General features: G+C 73.1%; 16 protein-coding genes. 12 read left to right on the top strand and 4 right to left on the bottom strand.

The features are described 5' to 3' along the window. Positions 1 to 81 precede the first annotated feature (81 nt). From IF55_RS12925 to IF55_RS12885, 10 genes are all read left to right on the top strand, one after another. Positions 82 to 585 (top strand): MarR family winged helix-turn-helix transcriptional regulator, encoded by a 504-nt coding sequence (locus tag IF55_RS12925; protein WP_048831917.1) that lies wholly within the window; start codon positions 82 to 84, stop codon positions 583 to 585. A 205-nt stretch (positions 586 to 790) separates the two neighbouring features. Then, entirely contained in the window at positions 791 to 1861 is a 1071-nt protein-coding gene (locus IF55_RS12920; RefSeq protein ID WP_030880027.1) for an AvrD family protein, read from the top strand. 190 nt (positions 1862 to 2051) lie between these two features. Further along, the gene (locus IF55_RS12915) at positions 2052 to 2741 is read left to right on the top strand and encodes a hypothetical protein (protein ID WP_211269978.1); all 690 of its coding nucleotides are present in this window, start codon (positions 2052 to 2054) and stop codon (positions 2739 to 2741) included. After that, positions 2741 to 2908, top strand: a complete 168-nt coding sequence (locus IF55_RS39325; protein ID WP_157854315.1) for a hypothetical protein — start codon at positions 2741 to 2743, stop codon at positions 2906 to 2908. The genes IF55_RS12915 and IF55_RS39325 overlap by 1 nt, the downstream gene beginning before the upstream one ends. Further along, positions 2905 to 3612, top strand: coding sequence for an SDR family oxidoreductase (locus IF55_RS12910; protein WP_030880022.1), 708 nt, complete (start codon positions 2905 to 2907; stop codon positions 3610 to 3612). The genes IF55_RS39325 and IF55_RS12910 overlap by 4 nt, the downstream gene beginning before the upstream one ends. Positions 3613 to 3650: 38 nt before the next feature. Then, entirely contained in the window at positions 3651 to 4421 is a 771-nt protein-coding gene (locus IF55_RS12905) for an ATP/GTP-binding protein (RefSeq protein ID WP_037963880.1), read from the top strand. A 171-nt stretch (positions 4422 to 4592) separates the two neighbouring features. After that, positions 4593 to 7133 carry an excinuclease ABC subunit UvrA gene (locus IF55_RS12900; RefSeq protein WP_048831915.1) on the top strand — a complete coding sequence of 847 codons (2541 nt, stop codon included), beginning with the start codon at positions 4593 to 4595 and terminating at the stop codon, positions 7131 to 7133. Positions 7134 to 7483: 350 nt separating this feature from the next. Beyond that, on the top strand, positions 7484 to 9154 hold the full coding sequence (locus IF55_RS12895; RefSeq protein ID WP_030880015.1) for a TIGR03767 family metallophosphoesterase: 1671 nt from the start codon (positions 7484 to 7486) through the stop codon (positions 9152 to 9154). 83 nt (positions 9155 to 9237) lie between these two features. After that, complete coding sequence (locus tag IF55_RS12890; protein WP_030880012.1) at positions 9238 to 10449, top strand: FAD-dependent monooxygenase; 1212 nt, start codon at positions 9238 to 9240, stop codon at positions 10447 to 10449. 88 nt (positions 10450 to 10537) lie between these two features. Then, a complete protein-coding gene (locus tag IF55_RS12885; RefSeq protein ID WP_030880009.1) occupies positions 10538 to 11440 on the top strand; it encodes an Fpg/Nei family DNA glycosylase in 903 nt (300 codons plus the stop codon). A 30-nt stretch (positions 11441 to 11470) separates the two neighbouring features. Here IF55_RS12885 and IF55_RS12880 read toward each other — a convergent pair whose 3' ends face one another. Further along, positions 11471 to 12910: an amino acid permease gene (locus tag IF55_RS12880; RefSeq protein WP_037963870.1), complete on the bottom strand. Its 1440-nt coding sequence runs from the start codon at positions 12908 to 12910 to the stop codon at positions 11471 to 11473. A 90-nt stretch (positions 12911 to 13000) separates the two neighbouring features. Beyond that, positions 13001 to 15349, bottom strand: coding sequence for a GH92 family glycosyl hydrolase (locus IF55_RS12875; protein WP_030880003.1), 2349 nt, complete (start codon positions 15347 to 15349; stop codon positions 13001 to 13003). Between the two features lie 218 nt (positions 15350 to 15567). Here IF55_RS12875 and IF55_RS12870 point away from each other — a divergent pair, with 218 nt between their 5' ends. Beyond that, a complete protein-coding gene (locus IF55_RS12870) occupies positions 15568 to 17136 on the top strand; it encodes an acetolactate synthase large subunit (protein WP_030880001.1) in 1569 nt (522 codons plus the stop codon). A 147-nt stretch (positions 17137 to 17283) separates the two neighbouring features. Continuing rightward, on the top strand, positions 17284 to 17943 hold the full coding sequence (locus tag IF55_RS12865) for an SGNH/GDSL hydrolase family protein (RefSeq protein ID WP_030879999.1): 660 nt from the start codon (positions 17284 to 17286) through the stop codon (positions 17941 to 17943). 75 nt (positions 17944 to 18018) lie between these two features. On the opposite strand, the gene IF55_RS12860 is transcribed toward IF55_RS12865, so the two are convergent. Next, positions 18019 to 19389, bottom strand: coding sequence for a hypothetical protein (locus IF55_RS12860; protein ID WP_037963866.1), 1371 nt, complete (start codon positions 19387 to 19389; stop codon positions 18019 to 18021). Positions 19390 to 19399: 10 nt separating this feature from the next. Further along, positions 19400 to 22270 (bottom strand): peroxidase family protein, encoded by a 2871-nt coding sequence (locus IF55_RS12855; RefSeq protein ID WP_030879996.1) that lies wholly within the window; start codon positions 22268 to 22270, stop codon positions 19400 to 19402. Between the last annotated feature and the right edge of the window lie 211 nt (positions 22271 to 22481).

Raw genomic sequence — 22481 nt, 5'->3', positions numbered from 1 at the left:
CATCCCACCCGCCAACGGCGATAATGGCAGGTGAGCGCAGACCGAAAGACCATTCCATCCCCCCGACGGAAGCGGCCCTTGATGTCAACCACCGACCATCTCTCCGCCCCACTGCCTCAACCCACGGCCGAGACAGTGGACTTCCCGCTCGTGCACCGGACCGGATATCTGCTGCACAAAGCCGGGCTCCTGCTCATGCACGAAGCCGACCGGGCCCTGGAATCCCGCGGGATGCGGATGCGGTACTTCTACGTGCTCGCCGCGCTGGAAGGGCAGATCAGCCTCTCCCAGCAGGACTTGAGCCGGCTGCTCAACCTCGACCCCACCACGATGGTCGCGCTCATCGACGAGATGGAGGAGGCGGGCCATGTGGAGCGGCGGCGCAACCCCGCCGACCGCCGGCGCTACATCCTCCACCTCACGGACGCCGGACGGCAGGCGCTGGCCGGCGCCACCCGTGCCGTGGACGACGCGGAGCAGGGCTTCCTGGCCGCCGTGGGCTCCGCCGACCGCGACCGGCTGCGGCAGATCCTCGGCGAACTGCTCGCCGACCGCTGGCCCAGCGTCGTCGCCTGCGAGGACTGACCGGCAGAATTCAGCACTCCGTAAAACACGTTCCCGCACCGTCCGGAGGTGCCGTATTCGGAGCATTTAATTCCTCCCGTCAATTTCCGTCAAATGTATTTTGGTTGACCGGAAATAGTTGAAGTGAGCCTCTTCACAAGGGCCCTGTTGATGTTTTCCCGGTGCTAGCCTCAAGGTGAGTCACCACGGGGGAAGGAAAACGGGGATGAGTGAAGAAAGGTTGGTTTTCGACTCGCTTGACGCGTGCCTCGGACCGCGCGGTTCGAGGTTCTTCGGAACGGGCTACAAGCGGGTCGGGCAGCAGTTGCACCACATCGCGACGGACGGGCTCACCGGGCCCGGCGCGGGAGCCGACGCCCGCGCCACCCTCACCTATCCGGCCGACTGGTCCCGCAAGGCCGCGGGCCGCGAACTGCGGCCGCACCTCAGCAGCATCGACGCGCTCGTGCTCGCGGCCTCGCTCGCCGAGATCCACCTGAACGGCGCGCACGGGCTGGACGAGGAGCAGCGCCGCCGCACCTGGCTGCGGTCCGCGGACATCCGGGCCGGCAGCCGGCCGCACGAGGACCTCGCGGACTTCGCCGTCTCGGCCCGGCTCGCGCACAGCGCGCCCGCCGGCCCGGCGCACGGCGGCGAGGGAGCAGAGGGAGCGGAGGGAGCGGCGGTCGGCCCGTACACGCCGGTCAGCAGCGTCTACGACTGCCGCATCGGCGAGTTGAAGGTGCGCTGCGACTTCGTGCACGAGGCGGCCGGCGACCGGCCGCGCGGCCCGGCCCGCTACGTGACGGACGAGGAGGCGCTCGGCGCCGCCCGCACCCGGCACTACGGCGCGGCCTACAAGGCGCACAGCCACCACGCCGACGGCGTCAGCGTCGACCTCGCCGAACAGCGGGTCAGGGCCCGGCAGTTCGTCGTGCCCAGCGTCGAGCGGCTGCACGAGGCGCACGGCGCCGAGGCCGCGTACGCGCCCTCCGTGTCGCTCGTCGACACGCTGGTGTGCGTCGCCCAGCTCGCCCAGGCGCTGCTGTACGCGCAGGACGGCGTGGATCGCGGCCGCAGCAACACGCTGTGGATGCGGCGCACGGTGGTCGGCGCACACAGCCCGCTGCGGCCCATGGCGGGCCCGATAGAGGCCAAGGCGTACGTCACCCGGACCCGGCTGCTCGGGCTCGGCGACGGCACCTGGCGGGTCGCCGACCTCGCGGTCGACGACTTCTCCGGCATCTACGGACGGTGCTCCATCGCGCACCAACTGCCGATGCTCGCCGCCGCCTGAGCGCCCGAGAGTCCGCCCGTCGCCGCGTGGCGGCCGCCCCACCGCGGCCGCCACGCGTCACGGGCCGCCGCACGGCGGCCACGGCACGGCAATTCAGCACCTCCGCAACGAGCCGGCGACGGCGCCCGGGCCCATGGCCCGGCCGTCGGCCGACGACGCTGCGATGAGTCGACAACGGGGAAATGTACTCATGAACGGAACGCCGATGTTGCGCTTCGGCGAAGCGCTCGTCGTATTCGAAGGACCCGCCCGGATCAACTGGCGCACCGCCCGGCAGGGGGAGTGGGCGCCCGACGGAATCTGGCCGGAGCAGACGCTCCGCGCCCTGCTGGCCGACCACATCGACAGCGGTTCGCCGCTGCTCGTCGTCCTGGACGAGGCGCGCGACACCGTGCCCGTACTGCGCGAGGAATGGGAACGCGCGCCGTATCCCGTCCGGGCCGCGCTGGCCGGCGCCCACACCCTCGCCCGGACCGAAACCGACGGGGCCGGCGCCCGGCCCGCCGCGGAACACGCCAAGACCGACGCGCCGTGCGCGGAGTTCGGCGGGTGCGCCGGACACGGCGAGATCATCGAGGTGCGGGTGCCGTTCCTCGACTGGCTGCCCGAGCCCGTACGGGCCCGCGCCGCCGCCTTCCTCACCGAGAGCGACGAGACGCTCGCCCGCACGCCCACCGCGCTGCTGCCGCCCCTGCTCCTGGAGGACCCCCGGCCGCAGCCCCAGCACACCGCGCCCCACGTGCGGTTCGCGCGCCGGCTGCTGCCCGGGGCGCTCACCACGGCACGGCTCGCGGCCGCGGTCCGCCATATCTTCGGACACCGGCAGCCGCACCGCGAGGAGACCGCGCCACGGTACGGCGGTACGGCGGTGGCCTGCTGATGAACGATCAGGAACGGCCCACCGCCGACGCGTTCGCGCTGCTCAGCCGCGACGAACTCGGCGCGGCCATCGCCACCATGGCCTTCGCCGTCCTCGCCCGCACCCGGCCGGCCCCGGCGAGCGGGCCGGGTGCGGCCGGCGCCGACACCGAAGGAGGCGACCTGTGACGCCGCGCTCCGTGCTCGTCACCGGCGGCAACCGCGGCATCGGGCTCGCCGTGGCCCGCGCCCTGCGGGACGACGGCCACCGCGTCGCCGTCACCCACCGCGACGACGCCCCGCCGGACGGCCTGTTCGGCGTACGGGCCGAGATGCGGGACCCGGACAGCGTGGACGCGGCCTTCACCGAGGTGGAGGCCGCGCACGGGCCCGTGGAGGTGCTCGTCGCCAACGCGGGCATCACCCGCGACATGCCCTTCCTGCGGATGACCGAGCCGGACTTCCTCGACGTCGTCGACATCAACCTCGGCGGCGCCTACCGCGTCGTGCGGCGCGCGGCCCGCTCCATGATCCGCGCCCGCTGGGGCCGCGTCATCCTCATGTCGTCGATGGTCTACGCCTACGGCGCGGCCGGCCAGGCCAACTACGGGGCGTCCAAGGCGGGGCTGCTCGGCCTCGCCCGCTCCCTGGCCTGGGAGCTGGGCCCCCGCGACATCACCGTCAACCTCGTCGCGCCCGGCCTGATCGACACCGAGATGGGCCGCGCCGTCACCGACCGCCGCCGCACCGAGCTGGCCCGCGTCACCCCGCTCGGCCACCCCGGCACCACCGAGGACGTCGCGGAAGCCGTGCGCTATCTGGCGGGGGAGTCCGGCCGGTACGTCACCGGGGCCGTCCTGCCGGTCAGCGGCGGACTGGGGCTCGGCGGATGACCACGGACCACCACCACACGGAAGGAACAGCGGCGACCATGACCGACCGCGTCATCCACCTCGCCATCTCCGGCACCTACTCCAGCGGCAAGAGCACCACCACCGAAGCCGTCTCCGTCGCCACCGGCATCCCCCGCACCCACGCGATGACCTCCCGCGAGATCCTGCTCGACCTCGCGCCCGGCAAGCAGGTGCAGGAACTGTCGGCGGCCGAGCTGATGGCGCTCGGGCTGCGCCGCCTGGAGGAGCGCATCCACAACGAGGCGCTGCCCGGCTCGTTCGTCTCCGACGGCTCGGTGATCCACGAATGGATCTACGGCGAGGCGCGGATGCGCGTCGGCATCAACCCCGGCGCGGGCCTCCTCGTCAAGGCGGTGAAGAACGTCGCCGGGCTGCCCGTCAAGCGCTTCTACCGCGACTACATGAACGCCTACGGGCAGATCACCAAGGCCCGCGCCAAGCGGATCTACGACGCCTATGTGCACCTGCCCGTGGAGTTCGAGATGAAGGCCGACGGGCACCGGCCGGTCTCGGAGCCGTTCCGCAAGATGTCGGACGACCTGCTCATCGAGACCCTGGAAGAAATGGAGATCCCCTACCACGTGGTGGGCGGCACCGTCACCGAACGGGTCCGGCGCATCGTCGAACTCTTCGACCTGCCGCTGGTCATGCCGCTCGACGAGGCCGTCGACATCGCGCAGGAGCGGGTACGCAGGGCCACCGAGGTCCTGGAGGCCGACGCCCGCCACCACAGCGCGCGGCGCGCCACCTCCTGGCGCCGCCGCCTGGCCTACGCGCTGCGCTACTGACCCGGGCCGCGCTACTGACCGGGGCCGCGCGCCACTGACCCGGGCCCGCGAGCGCGCCACTGACCACGGCTGCGCCGCTGACCCGGGCGGCGGGCCCGCCGGGCGTTCACGGGGCCTCCGCACCTAAGATCGGCGAGCGAGAGCAAGCGCCGACCAGCGGAGACGACCTCGATGAACGACCCGGCAGGCCCGGCGCGCCCGGACGGCCACCACCCCGCGCCCGGGCCGGGAGCGCCGTACGGCGCCGCCGCCCACGACCCGTACGTCCGCGTCCGGGGCGCCCGCGAGCACAACCTGCGGGCCGTGGACGTCGACATCCCGCGCGACGCGCTCGTCGTCTTCACCGGGGTCTCCGGCTCCGGCAAGAGCTCGCTGGCCTTCGGCACCGTGTACGCGGAGGCCCAGCGCCGCTACTTCGAGTCCGTCGCCCCGTACGCCCGCCGCCTCATCCACCAGGTCGGCGCGCCCAAGGTCGAGGAGATCACCGGGCTGCCGCCCGCCGTCGCCCTGGAACAGCGCCGCTCCGCGCCCACCTCCCGGTCCTCCGTCGGCACCGTCACCACCCTCTCCAACTCGCTGCGGATGCTCTACTCCCGCGCCGGCGACTACCCCGACGGCGCGCCGCGCCTCGACTCGGACGCCTTCTCGCCCAACACCGCCGCCGGCGCCTGCCCCGAGTGCCACGGCCTCGGCCGCGTCCACGAGGTCACCGAGGACTCCCTCGTACCCGACGGGAGCCTCACCATCCGCGAGGGCGCCATCGCCGCCTGGCCCGGCGCCTGGCAGGGCAAGAACCTGCGGGACATCCTCGCCGCGCTCGACTACGACATCGACCGGCCCTGGCGCGAGCTGCCCCGGGCCGACCGGGACTGGATCCTGTTCACCGACGAGCAGCCCGTCGTCACCGTCCACCCCGTGCGCGACGCGGGCCGTATCCAGCGCCCGTACCAGGGCACGTACATGAGCGCCCGGCGCTACGTGCTGCACACCTTCGCCGACTCCCAGAGCGCCACGCTGCGGGCGCGCGTCCAGCGGTACCTGGTCAGCGGCGCGTGCCCGGCCTGCCGGGGGCGGCGGCTGCGGCCCGAGGCGCTCGCCGTCACCTTCGCGGGCCGCGACATCGCCGAGGCCGCCGCGCTGCCGCTGAGCGCCTTGGGCGACCTGCTGCGGCCCGCCGCCGACAGGAACGACGAGAGCCCGGCCGCGCTGCTCGCCGCGGACCTCGTCGCCCGCGTCGAGGTGCTCACCGAACTCGGCCTCGGCTACCTCAGCACGGACCGGCCCACCCCCACCCTCTCCGCCGGCGAGCTCCAGCGGCTGCGGCTCGCCACCCAACTGCGCTCCGGACTCTTCGGCGTCGTGTACGTCCTCGACGAGCCCTCCGCCGGGCTGCACCCCGCCGACAGCGCGGCCCTGCTCACCGTCCTGGACCGGCTCAAGGCCGCCGGGAACTCCCTCTTCGTCGTCGAGCACCACATGGACGTGGTGCGCCGCGCCGACTGGATCGTGGACGTCGGGCCGCACGCCGGGGAACACGGCGGGCGGGTGCTCTACAGCGGCCCCGTCGCCGGGCTCGCCGACGTCGCCGCGTCCGCGACCCGCCGCTTCGTCTTCCCCGGCTCCGACGCGCCCGCCGCAGCGCCCGAGCGCCGCACCCCCTCGGGCACGGTGCGGCTGCACGGCGTGACCCGGCACAATCTGCGCGACCTCGACGCCGACATCCCGCTCGGCGTCTTCACCGCCGTCACCGGGGTCTCCGGCTCCGGCAAGTCGACGCTGATCAGCCAGGTCCTCGCGGACCTCGTCGCCGGGCACCTCGGCGGCGAGAGCACGGACGCCGCGGACCCGGGCGAGGAGCCGGCCGCCGACGCCGACGGGCCGTACCCGGCGCACGCCAAGGGGCTGGAGGCGATCGACCGGCTGGTGCGCGTGGACCAGAAGCCCATCGGGCGCACCCCCCGCTCCAATCTCGCCACCTATACCGGGCTCTTCGACGCCGTGCGCAAGGTGTTCGCCGCCACCGACGAGGCCCGCGCCCGCGGCTACACGGCCGGCCGGTTCTCCTTCAACGTGCCCGCCGGCCGCTGCGAGACCTGCCAGGGGGAGGGCTTCGTCGCCGTCGAACTCCTCTTCCTGCCCGGCACGTACGCCCCCTGCACCGCCTGCCACGGCGCCCGCTACAACCCCGAGACGCTGGAGATCACCTACCGCGGCGCCACCATCGCCGACGTGCTCGGCATGACCGTCGACGCCGCCGCCGCGTTCCTCGCCGACGTGCCCGCCGCGCTGCGCGGCCTCGCCACCCTGCGCGACGTGGGCCTCGGCTACCTGCGGCTCGGCCAGCCCGCCACCGAGCTGTCCGGCGGCGAGGCCCAGCGCATCAAGCTCGCCGCCGAACTCCAGCGCACCCACCGCGGCCACACCCTCTACGTGCTCGACGAGCCCACCACCGGGCTGCACCCCGCCGACACCGAACTCCTGCTGCGCCAGCTCCACGGGCTCGTGGACGCGGGCAACTCCGTCGTGGTCGTCGAGCACGACATGGCCGTCGTCGCCGGAGCCGACCGGGTCATCGACATGGGCCCCGGCGGCGGCGCGGCGGGCGGCCACGTCGTCGCGGCCGGCACCCCGGAGGAAGTCGCCCGTACGGACGGCAGCCTGACGGCCCGCTACCTGCGGACGGCGCTGGCGCGGACGGGTGCGAACGGCTGACGGCCATCCGGGTCGCCCCCGCCTCCCGCTCCACCGGCGCCCCCGCCCGTACGCGCTCTACCGGCGCCCCCACGGGTCACTTAGGCTGCTGTGCGGTCGGCGGCGCCGCCCGCGCGGGCGCGCGCACCGCCGCCCTGCTCGGGCCGGGACCGCGGAGCCGGAAGAGGCCGACTCCCGACCCCCGGTACGGAATCCCGCAAGGCGACGGTGCACCGCCTCCTCGATCCTGGTGACCTGTCGTGTCCGTGATCCGCTCGGCGCTCCGCCCGACGCCGTGCGCCCGGCGGCGGCGTCGACGGGCCGTCAGCGGCGTGCGCACGCCGCCAACCGCCACAGTGGGGAGACCGCGAATGTCCAGCAGACCGCACAGACCCGCCGCCCCCGGCCCCGACCGCCGCACCTTCCTCGCCGCCACGGCCGCCGCCGTCGGGACCGCCGCCGGGGTGCTCGGCGCGGCGCCCGGCGCGGCCGCCGCCGCGCCCACCGGCCGCGGCACCACCCTCGCCTCCGTCGCCGCGCCCCGCGGCACCGGCGGCTACCGGCGGCTCGGCGACGGCCCCGGCTGGCCCCGGCTGCTCCGCTCCGACCTCGCCGCGACCAGGCCGGGCCGCACCGAGCGGCGCACCACGCTCGCCTCCTTCGTGCAGTTCACCGACATCCACCTCACCGACGTGCAGCACCCGCTGCGCTACGAGTTCTTCCGGGCCGGCGGCCCCGGCGCCTGGCGCCCGCACGAGGCCCTCACCCTGCCCGGCGTGGTCTCCCTCGTCGAGCGCGTCAACGCGCTGCGCCGCGGCCCGGAGACCGGGGAGCCGTTCGCCTTCGCCATCACCACCGGCGACAACGGCGACGAGAACGCGGAGATCGAGGTGGAGTGGTTCCTGACCGCCCTCAGCGGCGGCCGGCTCGACCCCAACACCGGCGACCCCGACCGCTACGAAGGGGTGCAGGACAGCGGCCTGCCGCTCTACTGGCACCCCGAGCGGGACCTGCGCGACCAGGACAAGCAGGTCGGCTACCCGCGCATCGACGGCTACCTCGCCGCCGCCACCCGCCCCCTGCGCAGCCCCGGCCTGAACATCCCCTGGTACTCCACCTTCGGCAACCACGACCTGCTCTCCGGCGGCTGCTACCCGGCCGCCGGCACCTGGATAGAGGACGTCTGCGTCGGCTCGAAGAAACTCCAGATCATCCCCGCCGAGCAGGCCAAGTGGCTGATGGAGGGCGAGGCGAAGGGCGTCGACCCCAAGGGCGACCGGATCAGGGCCGTGCTGCGCGAGCACCGCCACCGGATGCGCACGGTCACCCCCGACGAGCGCCGCGTGCCGCTGACCCCCCGCCAGTACGCCGCCGCCCACCTCGCCCCCCGCCACCGTGGCCGCGGCCCCCTCGGCCACGGCTACACCCGCGAGAACCTCGAAACCGGCGACCTCTACTACACCTTCCGCGTCTCCGACGACGTCATCGGCGTCAGCCTCGACTCCACCGACCCCGGCGGCCACTACCAGGGCTCCCTCGGCACCTCCCAACTGCGCTGGCTGGAGCGGGTGCTGACGCGCCACGAGGACGAGTACGCGCTGGTCTTCAGCCACCACGCGAGCTGGAGCATGGACAACTTCACCCCCGACCCCGCGCACCCGGGGGAGCAGCGGCACGGCGGCGCCGAGCTGATCTCGGTCCTCCAGCGCCACAGCAACGTCCTGGCCTGGATCAACGGCCACAGCCACCGCAACCGGATCAGGCCGCGCGGCACCTTCTGGGAGATCTGCACCGCCTCCCACGTGGACTACCCGCAGCTCGCGCGCGCCATCGAGATCACCGACAACCGGGACGGCACCCTCTCCCTCTTCACCACCCTCATCGAGTCCGCCGCCCCCTACCGCACCGACTTCGAGGACCTCTCCCGGACCGGACTCGCCTCCCTCTACCGGGAGTTGGGGTTCAACGCCCCTGGCGCCGACGTGACCCTCGTGGGCGAGCCCACCGACCGCAACACCGAACTGCTGCTGCCCCGGCGCTGACGGCGCCCACGGCGTCCCCCAGTGCCCATGTCCGAGGCCGGCCGCCACGCGGGCGCGGCCGGCCTCCTTGGCATACTGTCGCCATGACTCGCGCACTGATCATCGGCGGCGGTATCGCCGGCCCCGTGGCCGCGCTGGCGCTGCGCAAGGCAGGCATCGACTCCACGGTGTACGAGGCCTATCCCGGGGGCGCCGACGACGTGGGGGCGTTCCTCATGCTCTTCGCCAACGGGCTCGCGGCACTGCGCACCGTGGACGCCCTCATGCCCGTACACGACTGCTCCTTCGCCGCCGAGAGCGTCGAGTTCTACAACCGCGCGGGCGAACGGCTCGGCCGGCGGCCCCTGCGGGGCTCCGGGGGAGACGGGCTCTCCCCGCGCACCATGGAACGGGCCGCCCTGAACCGCGCCCTGCACGAGGAAGCGGCACGGCGGTCCATACCCGTCGAGCACGGCAAGCGCCTCGTGGACGCGACCACCGACGCGAACGGGCGCGTCGTGGCGGCCTTCGACGACGGCAGCCACGCCGAGGGCGACCTGCTCATCGGCGCCGACGGGCTGCACTCCCGCACCCGCGCCCTGCTGGACCCCGGCGCGCCGCGCCCCCGGCACGTGGGCCAGAGCACCGTCTGCGGCCGGCTCCCGCACAGCCCCGAGGCCGCGCCGCCCGGGACGTACCGCATGATCTACGGGAAGGGGGCGTTCTTCGGCTGCACCACCGCGCCCGACGGCCCGACCTACTGGTTCGCCAACATCCCCGGCCAGGAGCTCTCGCGCGCCGCCCTCGCCGCCCGTACCCCCGCCCAGTGGCGACGGCGGGTCCTCGACGTCTTCGCCGAGGACGCCACGCCCGCCGCCGGGATCGTGGCGGCGACCGGGACGGACATCGTGGCCTCCAACACCTACGACATCCCCTCCACCCCCGTCTGGCACGGCCGCTCCACGGTCATCATCGGCGACGCCGCCCACGCCACCGCCCCCAACGCCGCGCAGGGCGCCTCTCTCGCCATCGAGGACGCCGTCGTCCTCGCAAAGTGCCTGCGCGACCTGCCCGACACCGCGCGGGCGTTCGCCGCCTACGAGCGGCTGCGCCGCGAGCGCGTCGAGCGGGTCGTCGCCCTCAGCGGACGCCTCGCCAGCCGCGACCCCGGCGCCGCGGCGGCCGCCCGGTCTTCCGCGGAGGCGGCCCGCACCCGCGACGCGCGCACCGCCCGCGCCCTCGGCCGCGACGAGGGCCAGGGCGACTCCGACTGGATCCGCGACTACCGCGTCGACTGGGACGAGAAGGTCCGCTGAGCGCGGAGGCCACCGAGGGCGCCGGGAGCACTGAGGGCGCCTTGAGCCCCGAGTTGCCGCACGTGAGCGCTGCGGCAGACTGGTGCACATGCCGGAGCTCCCGGAAGTCGAAGCCCTCGCCGGATTCCTCGGCGAGCGCCTGAAGGGCCATACGGTCGCCACGGTGCGCCCGCTCGCCGTGAGCGTCCTCAAGACGTACGATCCGCCGCTCGACGCCCTGGAAGGGCGGACCGTCACGGACGTACGCCGCCACGGCAAGTTCCTGGCCCTCACGGCGGACGGCGGGGACGGCGGCGCCGACGGGGCGCCCCTGCACCTGGTGATCCACCTGGCCCGCGCGGGGTGGCTCCGCTGGCGCGAGGAGTTCCCCGCGGCCCCGCCGCGCCCCGGAAAGGGGCCGCTCGCGCTGCGGCTGCGGCTGGCCGGACCGGACGGCGCGCCGGGCGCTGGCTTCGACCTCACGGAGGCGGGCACCCAGAAGCGGCTCGCCGTGTACTGCGTCCGCGAGCCGTCCGAGGTGCCCGGCGTCGCCCGGCTGGGCCCGGACCCGCTCGATCCGGACCTCACCCCCGAGGCGTTCGCCGCGCTGCTGCGCCGCGAACGCCGGCAGGTCAAGGGCGTGCTGCGGGACCAGAGCGTCATCGCAGGCATCGGCAACGCCTACTCGGACGAGATCCTGCACGCGGCCCGGATGTCGCCCTTCAAGCTGGCCGCGGCCCTCACCGACGACGAGGCGCGGGCGCTGCACACGACGGTCGTCGACACCCTGCGCCGCGCGGTCGAGCAGTCCCGCGACCTCGCGGCGGGCGAGGTGAAGGCCGGGAAGCGGGCCGGGATGCGGGTGCACGGCCGGGCCGGGCAGCCGTGCCCCGTCTGCGGGGACACGGTGCGCGAGGTCTCGTACCGCGATTCCGCGCTCCAGTACTGCCCGACCTGCCAGACGGGCGGGAAACTCCTCGCGGACCGGCGCCTGTCCCGGCTGCTCAAATAGCGGGCGGCGGGAGCGGGGCCCGCGAGACCGCTATCCGTCCGTCTCCCGCTCCCGCTCCCGCGGCGGGGACTTCGCCAGCTCCGAGCGCTTGTAGGAGTAGCCGAAGTAGACCACCAGGCCGATCAGGAACCAGACCGCGAAGCGCACCCATGTCTGCCAGGCGAGATAGGTGATCAGCCACAGCGACGCGGCCACCCCTATCAGCGGGACCACCGGCATGCCCGGCGCGCGGAAGGTGCGCGGCAGGTCGGGGCGGCGGTAGCGGAGGACGATCACCGACGCGCAGACCACGGCGAAGGCCAGCAGGATGCCGATGTTGGTCAGCTCGGCGGCCTCGCCGATCGGCAGGAACCCGGCGATCGCGGCCGACGCGACGCCGACTATCCAGGTCACCCGCGTCGGGACGTGCCGCTTCGGATGCGTCTTCGCGAACCACTTCGGCAGCAGCCCGTCCCGGCTCATCGAGAACCAGACACGGGTGACTCCCAGCATGAACGTGAACATGACGGTGAGGATGCCGATGATCGCGCCGACCGCGATGACGTCCGCGAGCCCGCCGAGCCCCACCGACTTGAAGGCGTTGGCGAAGCCGCTCTCCTTGTCGATGTCCTTGTAGTTCTGCATTCCGGTCAGCACCAGGCAGACCAGCACGTACAGCACCATCGAGATGGCCAGCGAATACAGGATCGCCTTCGGCATATGGCGCTGCGCGTCCTTGGACTCCTCGGCCACCGTGGACATCGCGTCATAGCCGAATACCGCGAAGAACACCGTCGCCGCGCCCGTGAACGCGCCGCCGACGCCGAAGGGGAAGAAGGGGTGGTAATTGCCGGACTTGATATGGAAGAAGCCCACCGCGATGATCACGATGACCACCAGGACCTTCAGCCCGACGACGATCGTCTCGAAACGCGCCGCGTTCTTGATGCCGAGCGACAGCAGATAGGCGATGAACAGGCACAGCAATACCGCGAACAGATCGACCCGGTGACCGTCCCCGGTGCCGGGGGCGCCCAGCATCCAGTGCGGCAGCCCCGCGTCCATCTCCCCGAGCAGATAGCTGATGTAGCCGGAGATGCCGATGGCCACCACCGCGACGATCGCCGTGTATTCCAGCAGCAGGTCCCAGCCGATGAACCAGCCGCCCAGTTCGCCGAGGACCGCGTAACCATAGGTGTACGCGGACCCCGCCTTCGGGATGAGGCCCGCGAACTCCGCGTACGAGAACGCCGCCGCCGCGCTCGCCACCCCCGCGATCAGGAACGACACGAGCACGGCGGGGCCCGCCTTGCCGTTGGCGATCGTGCCCGCCAGGGAGAAGATGCCGGCGCCGATGAGGCCGCCGACGCCGATCGCCGTCAGTTGCCAGAGCCCGAGCGAGCGCTTGAGCTGCTCACCCGAGCCTCCCTCCTCGATCTGCTCGATCGGTTTGCGGCGCAGTACGCCCTGTCCCATCCGTAGCCCGGCCATGGTGGTTCCTCTCCGTCGGGGCTGACGGGCGATCATCATGGCCGAGCCCGGACGCGTGCGGAAGATCTCTCACCACGCCGTGCTTTCCGGTCAGTTGACCGCCGGCGGCGCGGCCGACGCCGAGGTCCCCCAGTCCGAAGGGGCGGAGCCGACACGGAAGGACAGCGTCCGGCCGTGCCGGAGGTCCTCGGTGCGTACGTACGTCCTGCCGTACGGCGAGCCGTCGAGCCGCGCCGAGCGGATGTACCGGTCCCGGTCGGAGGTGCCGGGCGCGGTGACGGTGAACCCGCCGTGCGGGTACCAGCGGCGGTCCAGCCGCAGGTCCACGCGGTCGAAGAGCGGCGTGGACAGCCCCCAGACGTCCGCGCCGGGCTGCACGGGGTAGACGCCGATGGCGGACAGCACCATCCACGCCGACATGGTGCCCAGGTCGTCGTTGCCGGTCATGCCGCTCGGCGAGTCGGTGAAGAGGGTGAGCGCCGCGTGCACCACATCGGTGGTCTGCCAGGGCCGGCCGGTGGAGAGATAGGTGTACGGGGCGATGGTGTCCGGCTCGTTCTGCGGGTTGTACTTGTCGGCGTTGTAGTAGTCGTACGGGCCGTTGACCCACACCGTGCGCGCCGTGCCCGCCGGGTCCTTCAGCAGCTTGTCGTAGGCGAAGAAGGAGTCGAGGCGCTTGTTCGCGGCGTCCTTCCCGCCGATCAGGGACACCATCCCGGGCAGGTCCTGCGGGACCAGCCACTGGTACTGCCACGCGGTGCCCTCGTGGAAGCCGACGCTCTTCGCCGGGTCGGCGGGGCCGGTGAACGCGCCGTGCGCGTCGCGGGCCCGGAAGAAGCCGGTGCTCGGATCGAAGATGTTCCGGTAGCTCTGGGCGCGCCGCGCGTAGCGCTCGGCGTCCGCCCGGTGCCCGAGGTCGCGGGCCATGCGGGCGAGCATCGCGTCGGACAGCGCGTATTCGAGGGTCGCCGACGCTCCGTGGTCGAAGTCGGAGTCGCCGGGCTTGCGGTGCTTCCAGTCGGCGAGATAAGGAGCGTAACCATTCGTGATATACGGGCCGTTGGCCTCCCGGCCCACGGCGGGGGAGTCGGCCGGCGGCACGCCGTCGGCGTTCTTCCGCAGCGCCCGGTACGCCTCCTCCTCGTGGCCCCTCAGCAGCCCCTGGTGGTAGGCGTTGGTCAGGTAGGGCGTCACGGGGTCGCCGGTCATGATGTTGGTCTCGACGGTGCCGTACCCCCACTTGGGCAGCCAGCCGCCCTCCGCGTCGACGCGCAGCACGGACAGCGCCATGTCCCGTGCCTCGCGCGGCGCGAGGAGCCCGAGCAATTGCGCCTGGGTGCGGTAGGTGTCCCACAGGGACCAGTTCTGGTAGTAGTCGAAGCCCCTGGCCCGGTGGGTCCTCTGGTCCCAGCCGGTGTAGCGGCCGTCCACGTCGCTGCCGAGGTTGGGCGCGAGGAAGGACCGGTAGAGGGAGGAGTAGAAGGTGCGGCGCAGCGTCGGGCTCCCGCCCCGCGCCCGTACGCCGCCCAGCCGCCGCTCCCAGGCCGCGTCCGCCTTGCGGGCCGTACGGTCGAAGCCGTCGCTCTCGGCGCGCAGGTTGCGCCGCGCGCCGGCCGCGTCCACGTAGCTGATGGCGGTGGTCGCCTCCACGGTCCGGTCGCGGGTGGCGTCGAAGCGGAGGTACGCGCCGTTGCGCCCGGTGCCGGTGGAGCGCTTCGAACCGGCGGTGACCGTCCCGTCCCGCCAGGTGCCGTAGGCGGTGAAGGGGCGGTCGAAGCGGGTGAGCGTGTGCAGGGTGTACGGCCGGGTGTCCTGGCAGAAGCCGTGTCCGGTGATGGTGGTGCGCACGGTGCGCGCGTCGAGGATCTCGACGGTGGTGGAGGCGGTCTTGTGCAGCGACTGCCCCGCGTTGAGCAGGACGTTGGCTTTGTCGGTGGCGGGGAAGGTGTAGCGCTGGTGGCCGGTGCGCTCGCCGGCGGTGAGTTCGGCGGTGATGCCGCCGTAGGACTTCAGGCCGACCCGGTAGTAGCCGGGGCGGGCACTCTCGTCGTCGTGGCCGAACCGGGCGGCGTAGCGGGCGTAGTCGGTCTCGGTGACCTCACCGGTGGTGGGCAGCGTGGGCAGGTCGCCGCCGAGGCCGCAGCCGACCCCGGAGAGGTGGACGGCGCTGAAGCCGCGGACACGGTCGTCCTTGTAGTCGTAGCCGGTGTTGTGCCCGGTGTCGGGGGAGAGCTGCACCATGCCGAACGGCACGGCCGCGCCGGGGTAGGTGTTGCCCTCGTTCTCCGTGCCGATGAAGGGGTTGACCAGGTCGGTGAGGCGCCCGGTGGGGTGCGCCTCGGCGGCCTGCGCGGGTACGGACACGAGTCCGCCCAGCAGCGCCGCGCAGGCCAGGGCGGCGACGCGGGCGCGCCGCCGCGGGGGTGGGGTCCATCTCATCGCTCACGACCTTCACACGATCGGTGACATCGTTGTCAGCGCCGAGGCTGGCCCGGCCCGTACGTCCTGTCAAGGACGCGCCAAGCGACGGGGCGTACGCGTCCGCCTAAAGGCCCTGTCCGCGGGCGCTGTCCGAACCGGTCCTTCCGCGCCCCGCCGCCGGGTACGAGACTGACGCCCTGCCAGACGATTCCTCCCGTGAACAGAGGCGGACCACCATGCCCAACGGCGCGCAGTCCTTGATCCGCGGCCTCGTCGACGCAGGCGTCGACGTGTGCTTCGCCAACCCCGGCACCTCGGAGATGCACTTCGTCGCCGCCCTCGACGACGTACCCGAAATGCGCCCCGTCCTCTGCCTGTTCGAGGGCGTGGCCACCGGCGCCGCCGACGGCTACGCCCGCATGGCCGAGCGGCCCGCCTGCACCCTGCTGCACCTCGGCCCCGGGCTCGCCAACGGCCTCGCCAACCTGCACAACGCCCGCCGCGCCCACACCCCCATCGTCAACCTCGTCGGCGACCACGCGCTCGGCCACAAGCCGCTCGACGCCCCGCTGGAGTCCGACATCGACGCGCTGGCCGGCAGCGTCTCCGGCTGGGTGCGCCGCACCCGCGACGTCGGCGAACTGGCCGCGGACGCGGCGGAGGCCGTCGCCGCGGCGGCCGAGGGGCGGATCGCCACGCTGATCGTGCCCGCCGACATCTCCTGGACGGACGGCGGCAAGGCCGCCCCGACCGGGCTCGGCGCCCCCTCCGGCACCATCCCCTGCGACATCGAGGCCGTCACCGCCGCGCTGACCTCCGGCGAGCCCGCGGCCCTCCTCCTCGGCGCGGACGCGACCCGCGGCAGGGGCCTTGAGGACGCGGCCCGGATCGCGCGGGCGACGGGCGCGCGGCTGCTGTGCGAGACCTTCCCGGCCCGCCTGGAGCGCGGCGCGGGCGTCCCCGAGGTCGAGCGGCTCTCCTACCTCGGCGACGCCGTGGCCGCCCAGCTCGCCGGCCTGCGCCACCTGGTGCTCGTCGGCGCCTCCTCGCCCGTCAGCTTCTTCGCCTACCCCGGCAAGCCCGGCGATCTGGTGCCGGAGGGCTGCCAGGTGCACGCGCTCGCGCCCAGCCCGGAGCAGGCGGCGCGGGTGCTGCCGATGTTCGCGCGCCACGTCACGCGCCAGGCCGGGCCCGAGACGGCGACCGACGCGGCCCCCGAGGCCGCCCCCCGCAGGCCCGCGCGCCCCACCGGCGCGCTCACCGCCGAGTCCGCCGCCGACGCCATCGGCGCGCTGCTCCCCGAGGGCGCGATCGTCGTGGACGAGTCCAACACCTCCGGGCTCTGGCTGCCCGGCGCCACCGCCGGGGCGCCCCGCCACGACTGGCTGACCCTCACCGGCGGCGCCATCGGCCAGGGCATGCCGCTGGCGACCGGCGCCGCCGTGGCCTGTCCCCGGCGGCCGGTGCTCTGCCTGGAGTCGGACGGCAGCGCCATGTACACGATGCAGGCGCTGTGGACGCAGGCCCGCGAGAACCTCAACGTCACCACCGTCGTCTTCGACAACCGCTCCTACGCGATCCTCAACCTGGAGCTCCAGCAGGTCGGCGCGGCGGCGGCCGGCGAGCGGGCCCGCGACCTGCTGGACCTGTCCCGTCCCGAACTGGACTTCGTGGCGCTCGCGGGCGGCATGGGCGTCCCCGCCGCGAAGGCCACCACCGCCGAGGAGTTCACCGCCCAGCTCGAACGCGCCCTCGCCGACCCCGGCCCGTACCTCATCGACTGCGTGGTGCCGCCCATGGTCTGACGGAAGTCCGCTGTCCGGCGGAAGTCCGCTGTCCGGCAGGGGCCGGCGGCACGGGACCATCGGCCCGTACGGCCGCAGGCCACCGGTGCGTACGCTTCGGAACGGCCGCGAACGACGCGGCGAAGGACCGAGCATCGGAGCCGCCATATGCCGGACACCACCAAACGCGTTCTCTGCTTCGGGGACTCGCTCACCTGGGGCTGGGTCCCCGTGGCGGAAGGGGAATGCTCCAGCCGCTACCCCTTCGAGGAGCGGTGGACGGGGGTGATGGCCGGCGCGCTCGGCGACGGGTACGAGATCGTGGAGGAGGGGCTCGGCGGCCGGACGACCACCGCCGACGACCCCATCGACCCCCGGCTCAACGGCTCCCGCTATCTGCCGTCCGCCCTCGCCAGCCACCTCCCGCTCGACCTCGTCATCATCATGCTCGGCACCAACGACACCAAGGCGCACTTCGGCCGCACGCCCTACGACATCGCCACAGGGATGGCCGTCCTCCTGCGCCAGGTCGCCCAGTCGGCGGGCGGGGTGGGCACGGCCTACCCCGCGCCCCGCGCCCTCGTCGTCGCGCCGCCGCGGCTCGGGGAGCTGACCGGCCCGTGGCGCAACGAGGTCTTCCGGGACGCACCGGAGAAGACCGCGCGGCTCGCGGGCCTCTACCGCGCCCTGGCGGACGCCTCGGGCGCGGCCTTCGTGGACGCCGGTGAGCACATCACCACCGACGGCAAGGACGGCATCCACTTCACCCCCGAGAACAACGAGGTCCTGGGGCGGGCGCTGGCCGACGCGGTGGCCGGGCTCCTGTAGCCGCCCGCGTTCGAGGGCCGGACCCCGGCGGGGCCCGGCCCTCGAACGGCCCTTGAACGGCCTTCGGCCGACCGCTCAGCCGGGGCCCTCCCACCGGTCCGCGTGTTCGCGGTGGGCCGGCGTCAGGCCCTGGTGGAAGAACCGGTCGTAGTACTCCAGCTCCACGTGGTGGGCCTGGAGCCAGACCCCCGGCACATGGATCGCGTCCGTGTGCGCCGGGAACCGGCCGTGCGTGTCGTGGATGTACGAGCAGATGTCGCGGGCGCAGTCGATGACCCGCTCGTCGTACTCACTGGCCTCCGCCAGATAGCGCTGCCCGTAGTCCTCCTTGTAGATCCGGGCGAAGACGTCCTTGTCCGTGTACGTGCCGCCCGGACCGAACTTCGAGCGGATCACGGCGTCCACGGCCGCCGGCATCGAGGCGTGGTAGGGCGGGCAGGCGGCCTCGATCAGCCGCTCGCCGCCGCGCTCCAGGCCGACGGGCTGGGACCGGGTGTTCGCGTACTTGGGCAGCGGCACGTGCCAGCGCCAGATGTCCGCGAGCTTCCAGCGCGGGGTGACGAAGGAGAAGCCCAGCATCCGCCCGTACAGCCGGGAGAACTTCGGGTCGCCCAGCGCGATCTGCGGATTGATCGAGGCGTGGATCCACGCGCCCAGCCCCATCCCCTCCGCGACGAGCATCAGGTTCTGGAGCAGCAGATCCGCCTCGATCTGGGTCCGCAGCGGGCCCAGCGCCCCCAGCGGCAGCTTCAGATCGCCGTTGAGGAAGCCGTTCTCGACCCACTTCTTCACGCCCGCCGGGCGGTAGAAGTTCCGGTCGTCCACCAGCGTGGGCCGGGCCCCGTCGGGCTGCGTCAGCAGATACATCAGCCCGTTGATGTACTGGTGCGAGAGGTCCACCACGGGGAAGAAGACCGTGCTGCCCGGCAGGTTGGACAAGAACCGGTTGGAGTCGAGGTAGGCGGGGAAGTCCCGCATCCCTTCGGCCACGTCGAGCCGGGTGTCGAGCACCTTGACCTTCGCGAGGCGGGCCCGCTCGACCAGGTGCTCGGCGTCGAACGGCGCGTCCGGCGCGGGCGGCAGCTTCCGCAGGAAGTACGTGCCGCTGTCGTCGATCAGGAAGAAGTGGGTGCCCTGGGCGTTGTCCGGGCTGCCCGCCGCCCGCCCGGCCATCGTCAGATTGGGCTTCGACATGATCGGCTTACCGTCGCGCGGGTCCTCGAACGGCCGGTCCGGCATGGTCAGCCCGGTGCAGCCGGTCAGCGCGATCAGCACCGCCTCCTCCAGCTCGCCCAGCGGTTCGGGCGCGTGCGGGGAGTGGTACGTCATCGAACCGGCCGAGACGGACGCGCCCCGGCTCACCCGGTGCGTACGCCGCCGCCACACGGTCTCCAGCAGGGGCCGGCCGAGCAGGTCGGCCAGCCCCTCGTGCGCTGCTGTGCTCATCGCCGTCCTCTCAGCCCTCGGCGCCGGGGCTCCGCGCCGGTTGAACCGGCCGCCAAGGGGCGAAGGCGTTGCCGTGCCGCGGCAGCATGGCCGCCAGCTCCGGGCAGTGCCGCAGGATGACGGAGTTCATGGAGCCGCGCTCCACCCAGTCCATGCCCAGCGGCGTGTAGACCTCGGGCCGGTAGTCGACGGTCAGGAACCGGTCGCTCTGCAGCCGCCGGGTGGCCATCAGGATGAAGATGCGGAACGCCGTGTCGCTGAACCCGAACCCGGTGGGCGGGTTCTCGGCGAACAGCCCCACCATCGTGTCGATCTCGTCGACCGAGCTGTAGACGTCCTTGAGCCGCGCCACCGTCCGCGGGTCGTCGCTCAGCTCCTCGAACCGGCGGATGCGCTGCTTGCGCAGCCCGGCCCGGAAGTCGTTGTACCGCGGCACGCCGCGCCGCCGGGTCCGTACCAGGTCCACGACGGACAGGTCGATGACCTCGCCGTCGCGCTCGAACCGCTGGAGCGCGCGCGGGTAGTTGTTGAGGGTGATCGCGCCGGGGTGGGCGATGCCGAAGGAGTACAGCGAGTCGGTGAGCCCGGTCTTGCGGGCGACGGACTCGGCCGCGGTGCCCTGGATGTCGTTGAAGCCCAGGGTCTCCAGCCGCTGCCCGAAGTGGTGCTCGCGCATCTCGAAGTCGTCGGGGATCAGCGGGTGCATCCGGTAGACGGTGACGAAGTCCTCGGTGAGCGAGTACGGCACGTCGTGGTGGTCCGGCAGCGTCCGGGGGATGCCGGTCAGCGCGTGCGCGTCGAGCAGCCACAGGCCCAGCTTGCTCAGCCAGTTGTTCGGCGGGCCCTCCCAGTTGGTGTGCAGACCGATGTCGAGGGCCTCGGTGGCGAGGATCGCCGGAGTCCACTCGATCGTGTGGATTTTGGCGATCAGCGCCGAGACCACGAGCCGTGCCGTCTGGTATATGCGCTCCTCGCTCATCGTCGGGTAGGCGTGCCGCAGCGCGCCGCAGACCGCGTTGTGCTCGCGGGCGAAGAGGGTGTGCATCATGCTCAGGCCCAGCCACCAGTTCTCGCTGAAGCCGGTGAGCGGGATGCCGTCGTGCCCGATGGGCAGGTGGCCCTCCTCCAGACGCAGCGTCGCGCCGCCGTCCGCGTCCCGCATCGAGCGCGCCGTCTCCTCGTTCTCGCCGTACACCTCGGACCCGTCCCACCAGTGCGAGGCGGTGTTGGAGAAGAGGATCGGCGGCTGGTTGCCGGGCTGCTCGACGCCCATGTTCTCGGCGAACCGCATCACGTTCTCCGGCGGCCCGCCGGGCGTGTTGTGCCACTCGGGGCTGCCCGGCGGCAGCGCCACCTCGACGTTCCGCCCGCCCGCCGGATAGCGCCGGTGGTTGACCCAGTCGTGCACCTGGAACTGGATCCAGGCCGCGGCGAGGATGTTCAGCGAGGACGCGGGCCGGAACTCCGTACGGGTCAGCAACTGCCTGCTGACCGTCACCGGGTTCGGGGTGTCGAAGAGGTCCGGCCGGTACACCGGCTTCAGGTTGCGGCCGAAGGACGCGCCGACCGCGCCCATCTTCGGCGCCGACAGGTCGTTGGACGTGCCGTCGTACGTACGCGCCGTGCGGGTCTGCTCATCGATGGGCGGCGGCACGGACGCGGCCCGCGGCGGGGCCTCGCGGACCTCCGTGTCGATCAGGTTGTACCGGCGCAGCGCCTGCCGCAGCGCGACCAGGTTGAGCAGACTGAGCTGCAACGGCAGCTTGTGCCACGGCACGAACCGGTTCACGAGCCGGAACACGGCCCGCACCGGCACCCCGAGCACGACGTTGCGGCGCGGCTCGACCGTCATGAACCGCAGCCCCAGCCGGTGCGCGCTGCCCGCCTCGTACGCGACCTTGCGGGCCCGGTTCAGGTTGCCCAGCGGGCGGAACTCGTCCGTGGTGTACCAGGGGTTGAACGCCAGCTCCTCGACGCGCCGCGCCGCCGACCGCGCCTCGGCGGAGTCGATGTCCTGCGCGGGCAGCGTCAGCACCGCGACCGGCACCACCGCCGCCACGTTCTCCTTCCACTCCACCGCGCCGTTCTCGATGGGCGTGCGCCGCTCGTCCACGAACCGCTGCACGCACAGCTCGAAGGCGATGTCGCCGGCGGTCAGCCGCTGCGCCAGTTCGCGCCGCAGATAGCCGGGGTCGGCGTGGTCCGCCTTCGGCGCGGGCGGCGCGCCGGGGGCGGGACGCAACTGGTAGCGGACCGGGCCGGCCTCGCCCCACAGGATCGCGCCGCGGCTCCAGTACGTCTCCTGCGCGAGGCTGTCCACCTTGTGCCGGGTCGCCGCCCGCACATTGCGCCGCATCCGGTTCGCGGCCGTCAGCCCCACCGCCAGCGGCAACTTCACCAGCAGCCCGAACGCCTTCTGCAGCGGGTTGCCGGCGCCCGCCATGGCCTTGGCGAAGGCCACGAACTCCCGCGCGTCGCGGGCGTGGGAGACGGGGAAGTTCGTCGCCAGCAGGTCGTGGCTCTCCTCCGCCGACACCTCGACGCGCACGGCCGCGCCGCGCAGGTCGCCGGCGGCGTCGTGCTGCGGGATGCCACTGGCGTTGGACAGCCGCAGCAGCGCCGGATACTCGGCGCCGGGCTGCGCGAACCCGACCCGCAGCGGCGCGGGCAGGTCGTCGAGGAACCGCAGCCGCGCGTTCTCCAGCCCCAGCACCGCCTTGGCGTGGAAGGCCCGCTGCGGGTGCGCGGACCCGCTCGCCTCCTTGTTCTTGAGCTGCACACGCATCAGGTCGCGGGCGAGTCGCTCGAAGACCAGGCGTTCGGCCTCGGGACTGCCGCCTTCGTAGTGTTCGTAGTGGTCGTGCTGCCCGGTGTCGGCCATGGGACGCGCCCTCCGTTACGGGAGCAGGGGGCAGTGACGCTACTCGCGCCGATTCGCTTGCCACAGATGAGGTTTCGGGCCTCCTTGTGGATCTCGGCGCCCGGCGGCCGGCCCCCGGCCCGTACCGGAAAGACCCAGTTGGGCGGGGGCTCCCGGGCCGCCGCGGGGCCGCCGGGCCCGGGCGGACGGGGACGTTCCTCCTCAGCAGCCA

The organism is Streptomyces varsoviensis, from assembly GCF_000718635.1.
GTDB classification, from domain to species: Bacteria; Actinomycetota; Actinomycetes; order Streptomycetales; family Streptomycetaceae; genus Streptomyces; species Streptomyces varsoviensis.
The sequence above is the reverse complement of the archived record's forward strand: the minus strand, read 5'-3'. Positions and strand labels throughout refer to the sequence as shown.

Bases quoted from the DNA above. Each gene is read 5' to 3' on its own strand.
- IF55_RS12900 (WP_048831915.1), top strand. From the start codon at position 4,593: ATGAACGACCCGGCAGGCCCGGCGCGCCCGGACGGCCACCACCCCGCG.
- IF55_RS12870 (WP_030880001.1), top strand. From the start codon at position 15,568: ATGCCCAACGGCGCGCAGTCCTTGATCCGCGGCCTCGTCGACGCAGGC.
- IF55_RS12865 (WP_030879999.1), top strand. From the start codon at position 17,284: ATGCCGGACACCACCAAACGCGTTCTCTGCTTCGGGGACTCGCTCACC.
- IF55_RS12875 (WP_030880003.1), bottom strand. From the start codon at position 15,349: ATGAGATGGACCCCACCCCCGCGGCGGCGCGCCCGCGTCGCCGCCCTG.
- IF55_RS12905 (WP_037963880.1), top strand. From the start codon at position 3,651: ATGACCGACCGCGTCATCCACCTCGCCATCTCCGGCACCTACTCCAGC.
- IF55_RS12915 (WP_211269978.1), top strand. From the start codon at position 2,052: ATGAACGGAACGCCGATGTTGCGCTTCGGCGAAGCGCTCGTCGTATTC.
- IF55_RS39325 (WP_157854315.1), top strand. From the start codon at position 2,741: ATGAACGATCAGGAACGGCCCACCGCCGACGCGTTCGCGCTGCTCAGC.
- IF55_RS12895 (WP_030880015.1), top strand. From the start codon at position 7,484: ATGTCCAGCAGACCGCACAGACCCGCCGCCCCCGGCCCCGACCGCCGC.
- IF55_RS12880 (WP_037963870.1), bottom strand. From the start codon at position 12,910: ATGGCCGGGCTACGGATGGGACAGGGCGTACTGCGCCGCAAACCGATC.
- IF55_RS12890 (WP_030880012.1), top strand. From the start codon at position 9,238: ATGACTCGCGCACTGATCATCGGCGGCGGTATCGCCGGCCCCGTGGCC.
- IF55_RS12860 (WP_037963866.1), bottom strand. From the start codon at position 19,389: ATGAGCACAGCAGCGCACGAGGGGCTGGCCGACCTGCTCGGCCGGCCC.
- IF55_RS12925 (WP_048831917.1), top strand. From the start codon at position 82: ATGTCAACCACCGACCATCTCTCCGCCCCACTGCCTCAACCCACGGCC.
- IF55_RS12855 (WP_030879996.1), bottom strand. From the start codon at position 22,270: ATGGCCGACACCGGGCAGCACGACCACTACGAACACTACGAAGGCGGC.
- IF55_RS12885 (WP_030880009.1), top strand. From the start codon at position 10,538: ATGCCGGAGCTCCCGGAAGTCGAAGCCCTCGCCGGATTCCTCGGCGAG.
- IF55_RS12920 (WP_030880027.1), top strand. From the start codon at position 791: ATGAGTGAAGAAAGGTTGGTTTTCGACTCGCTTGACGCGTGCCTCGGA.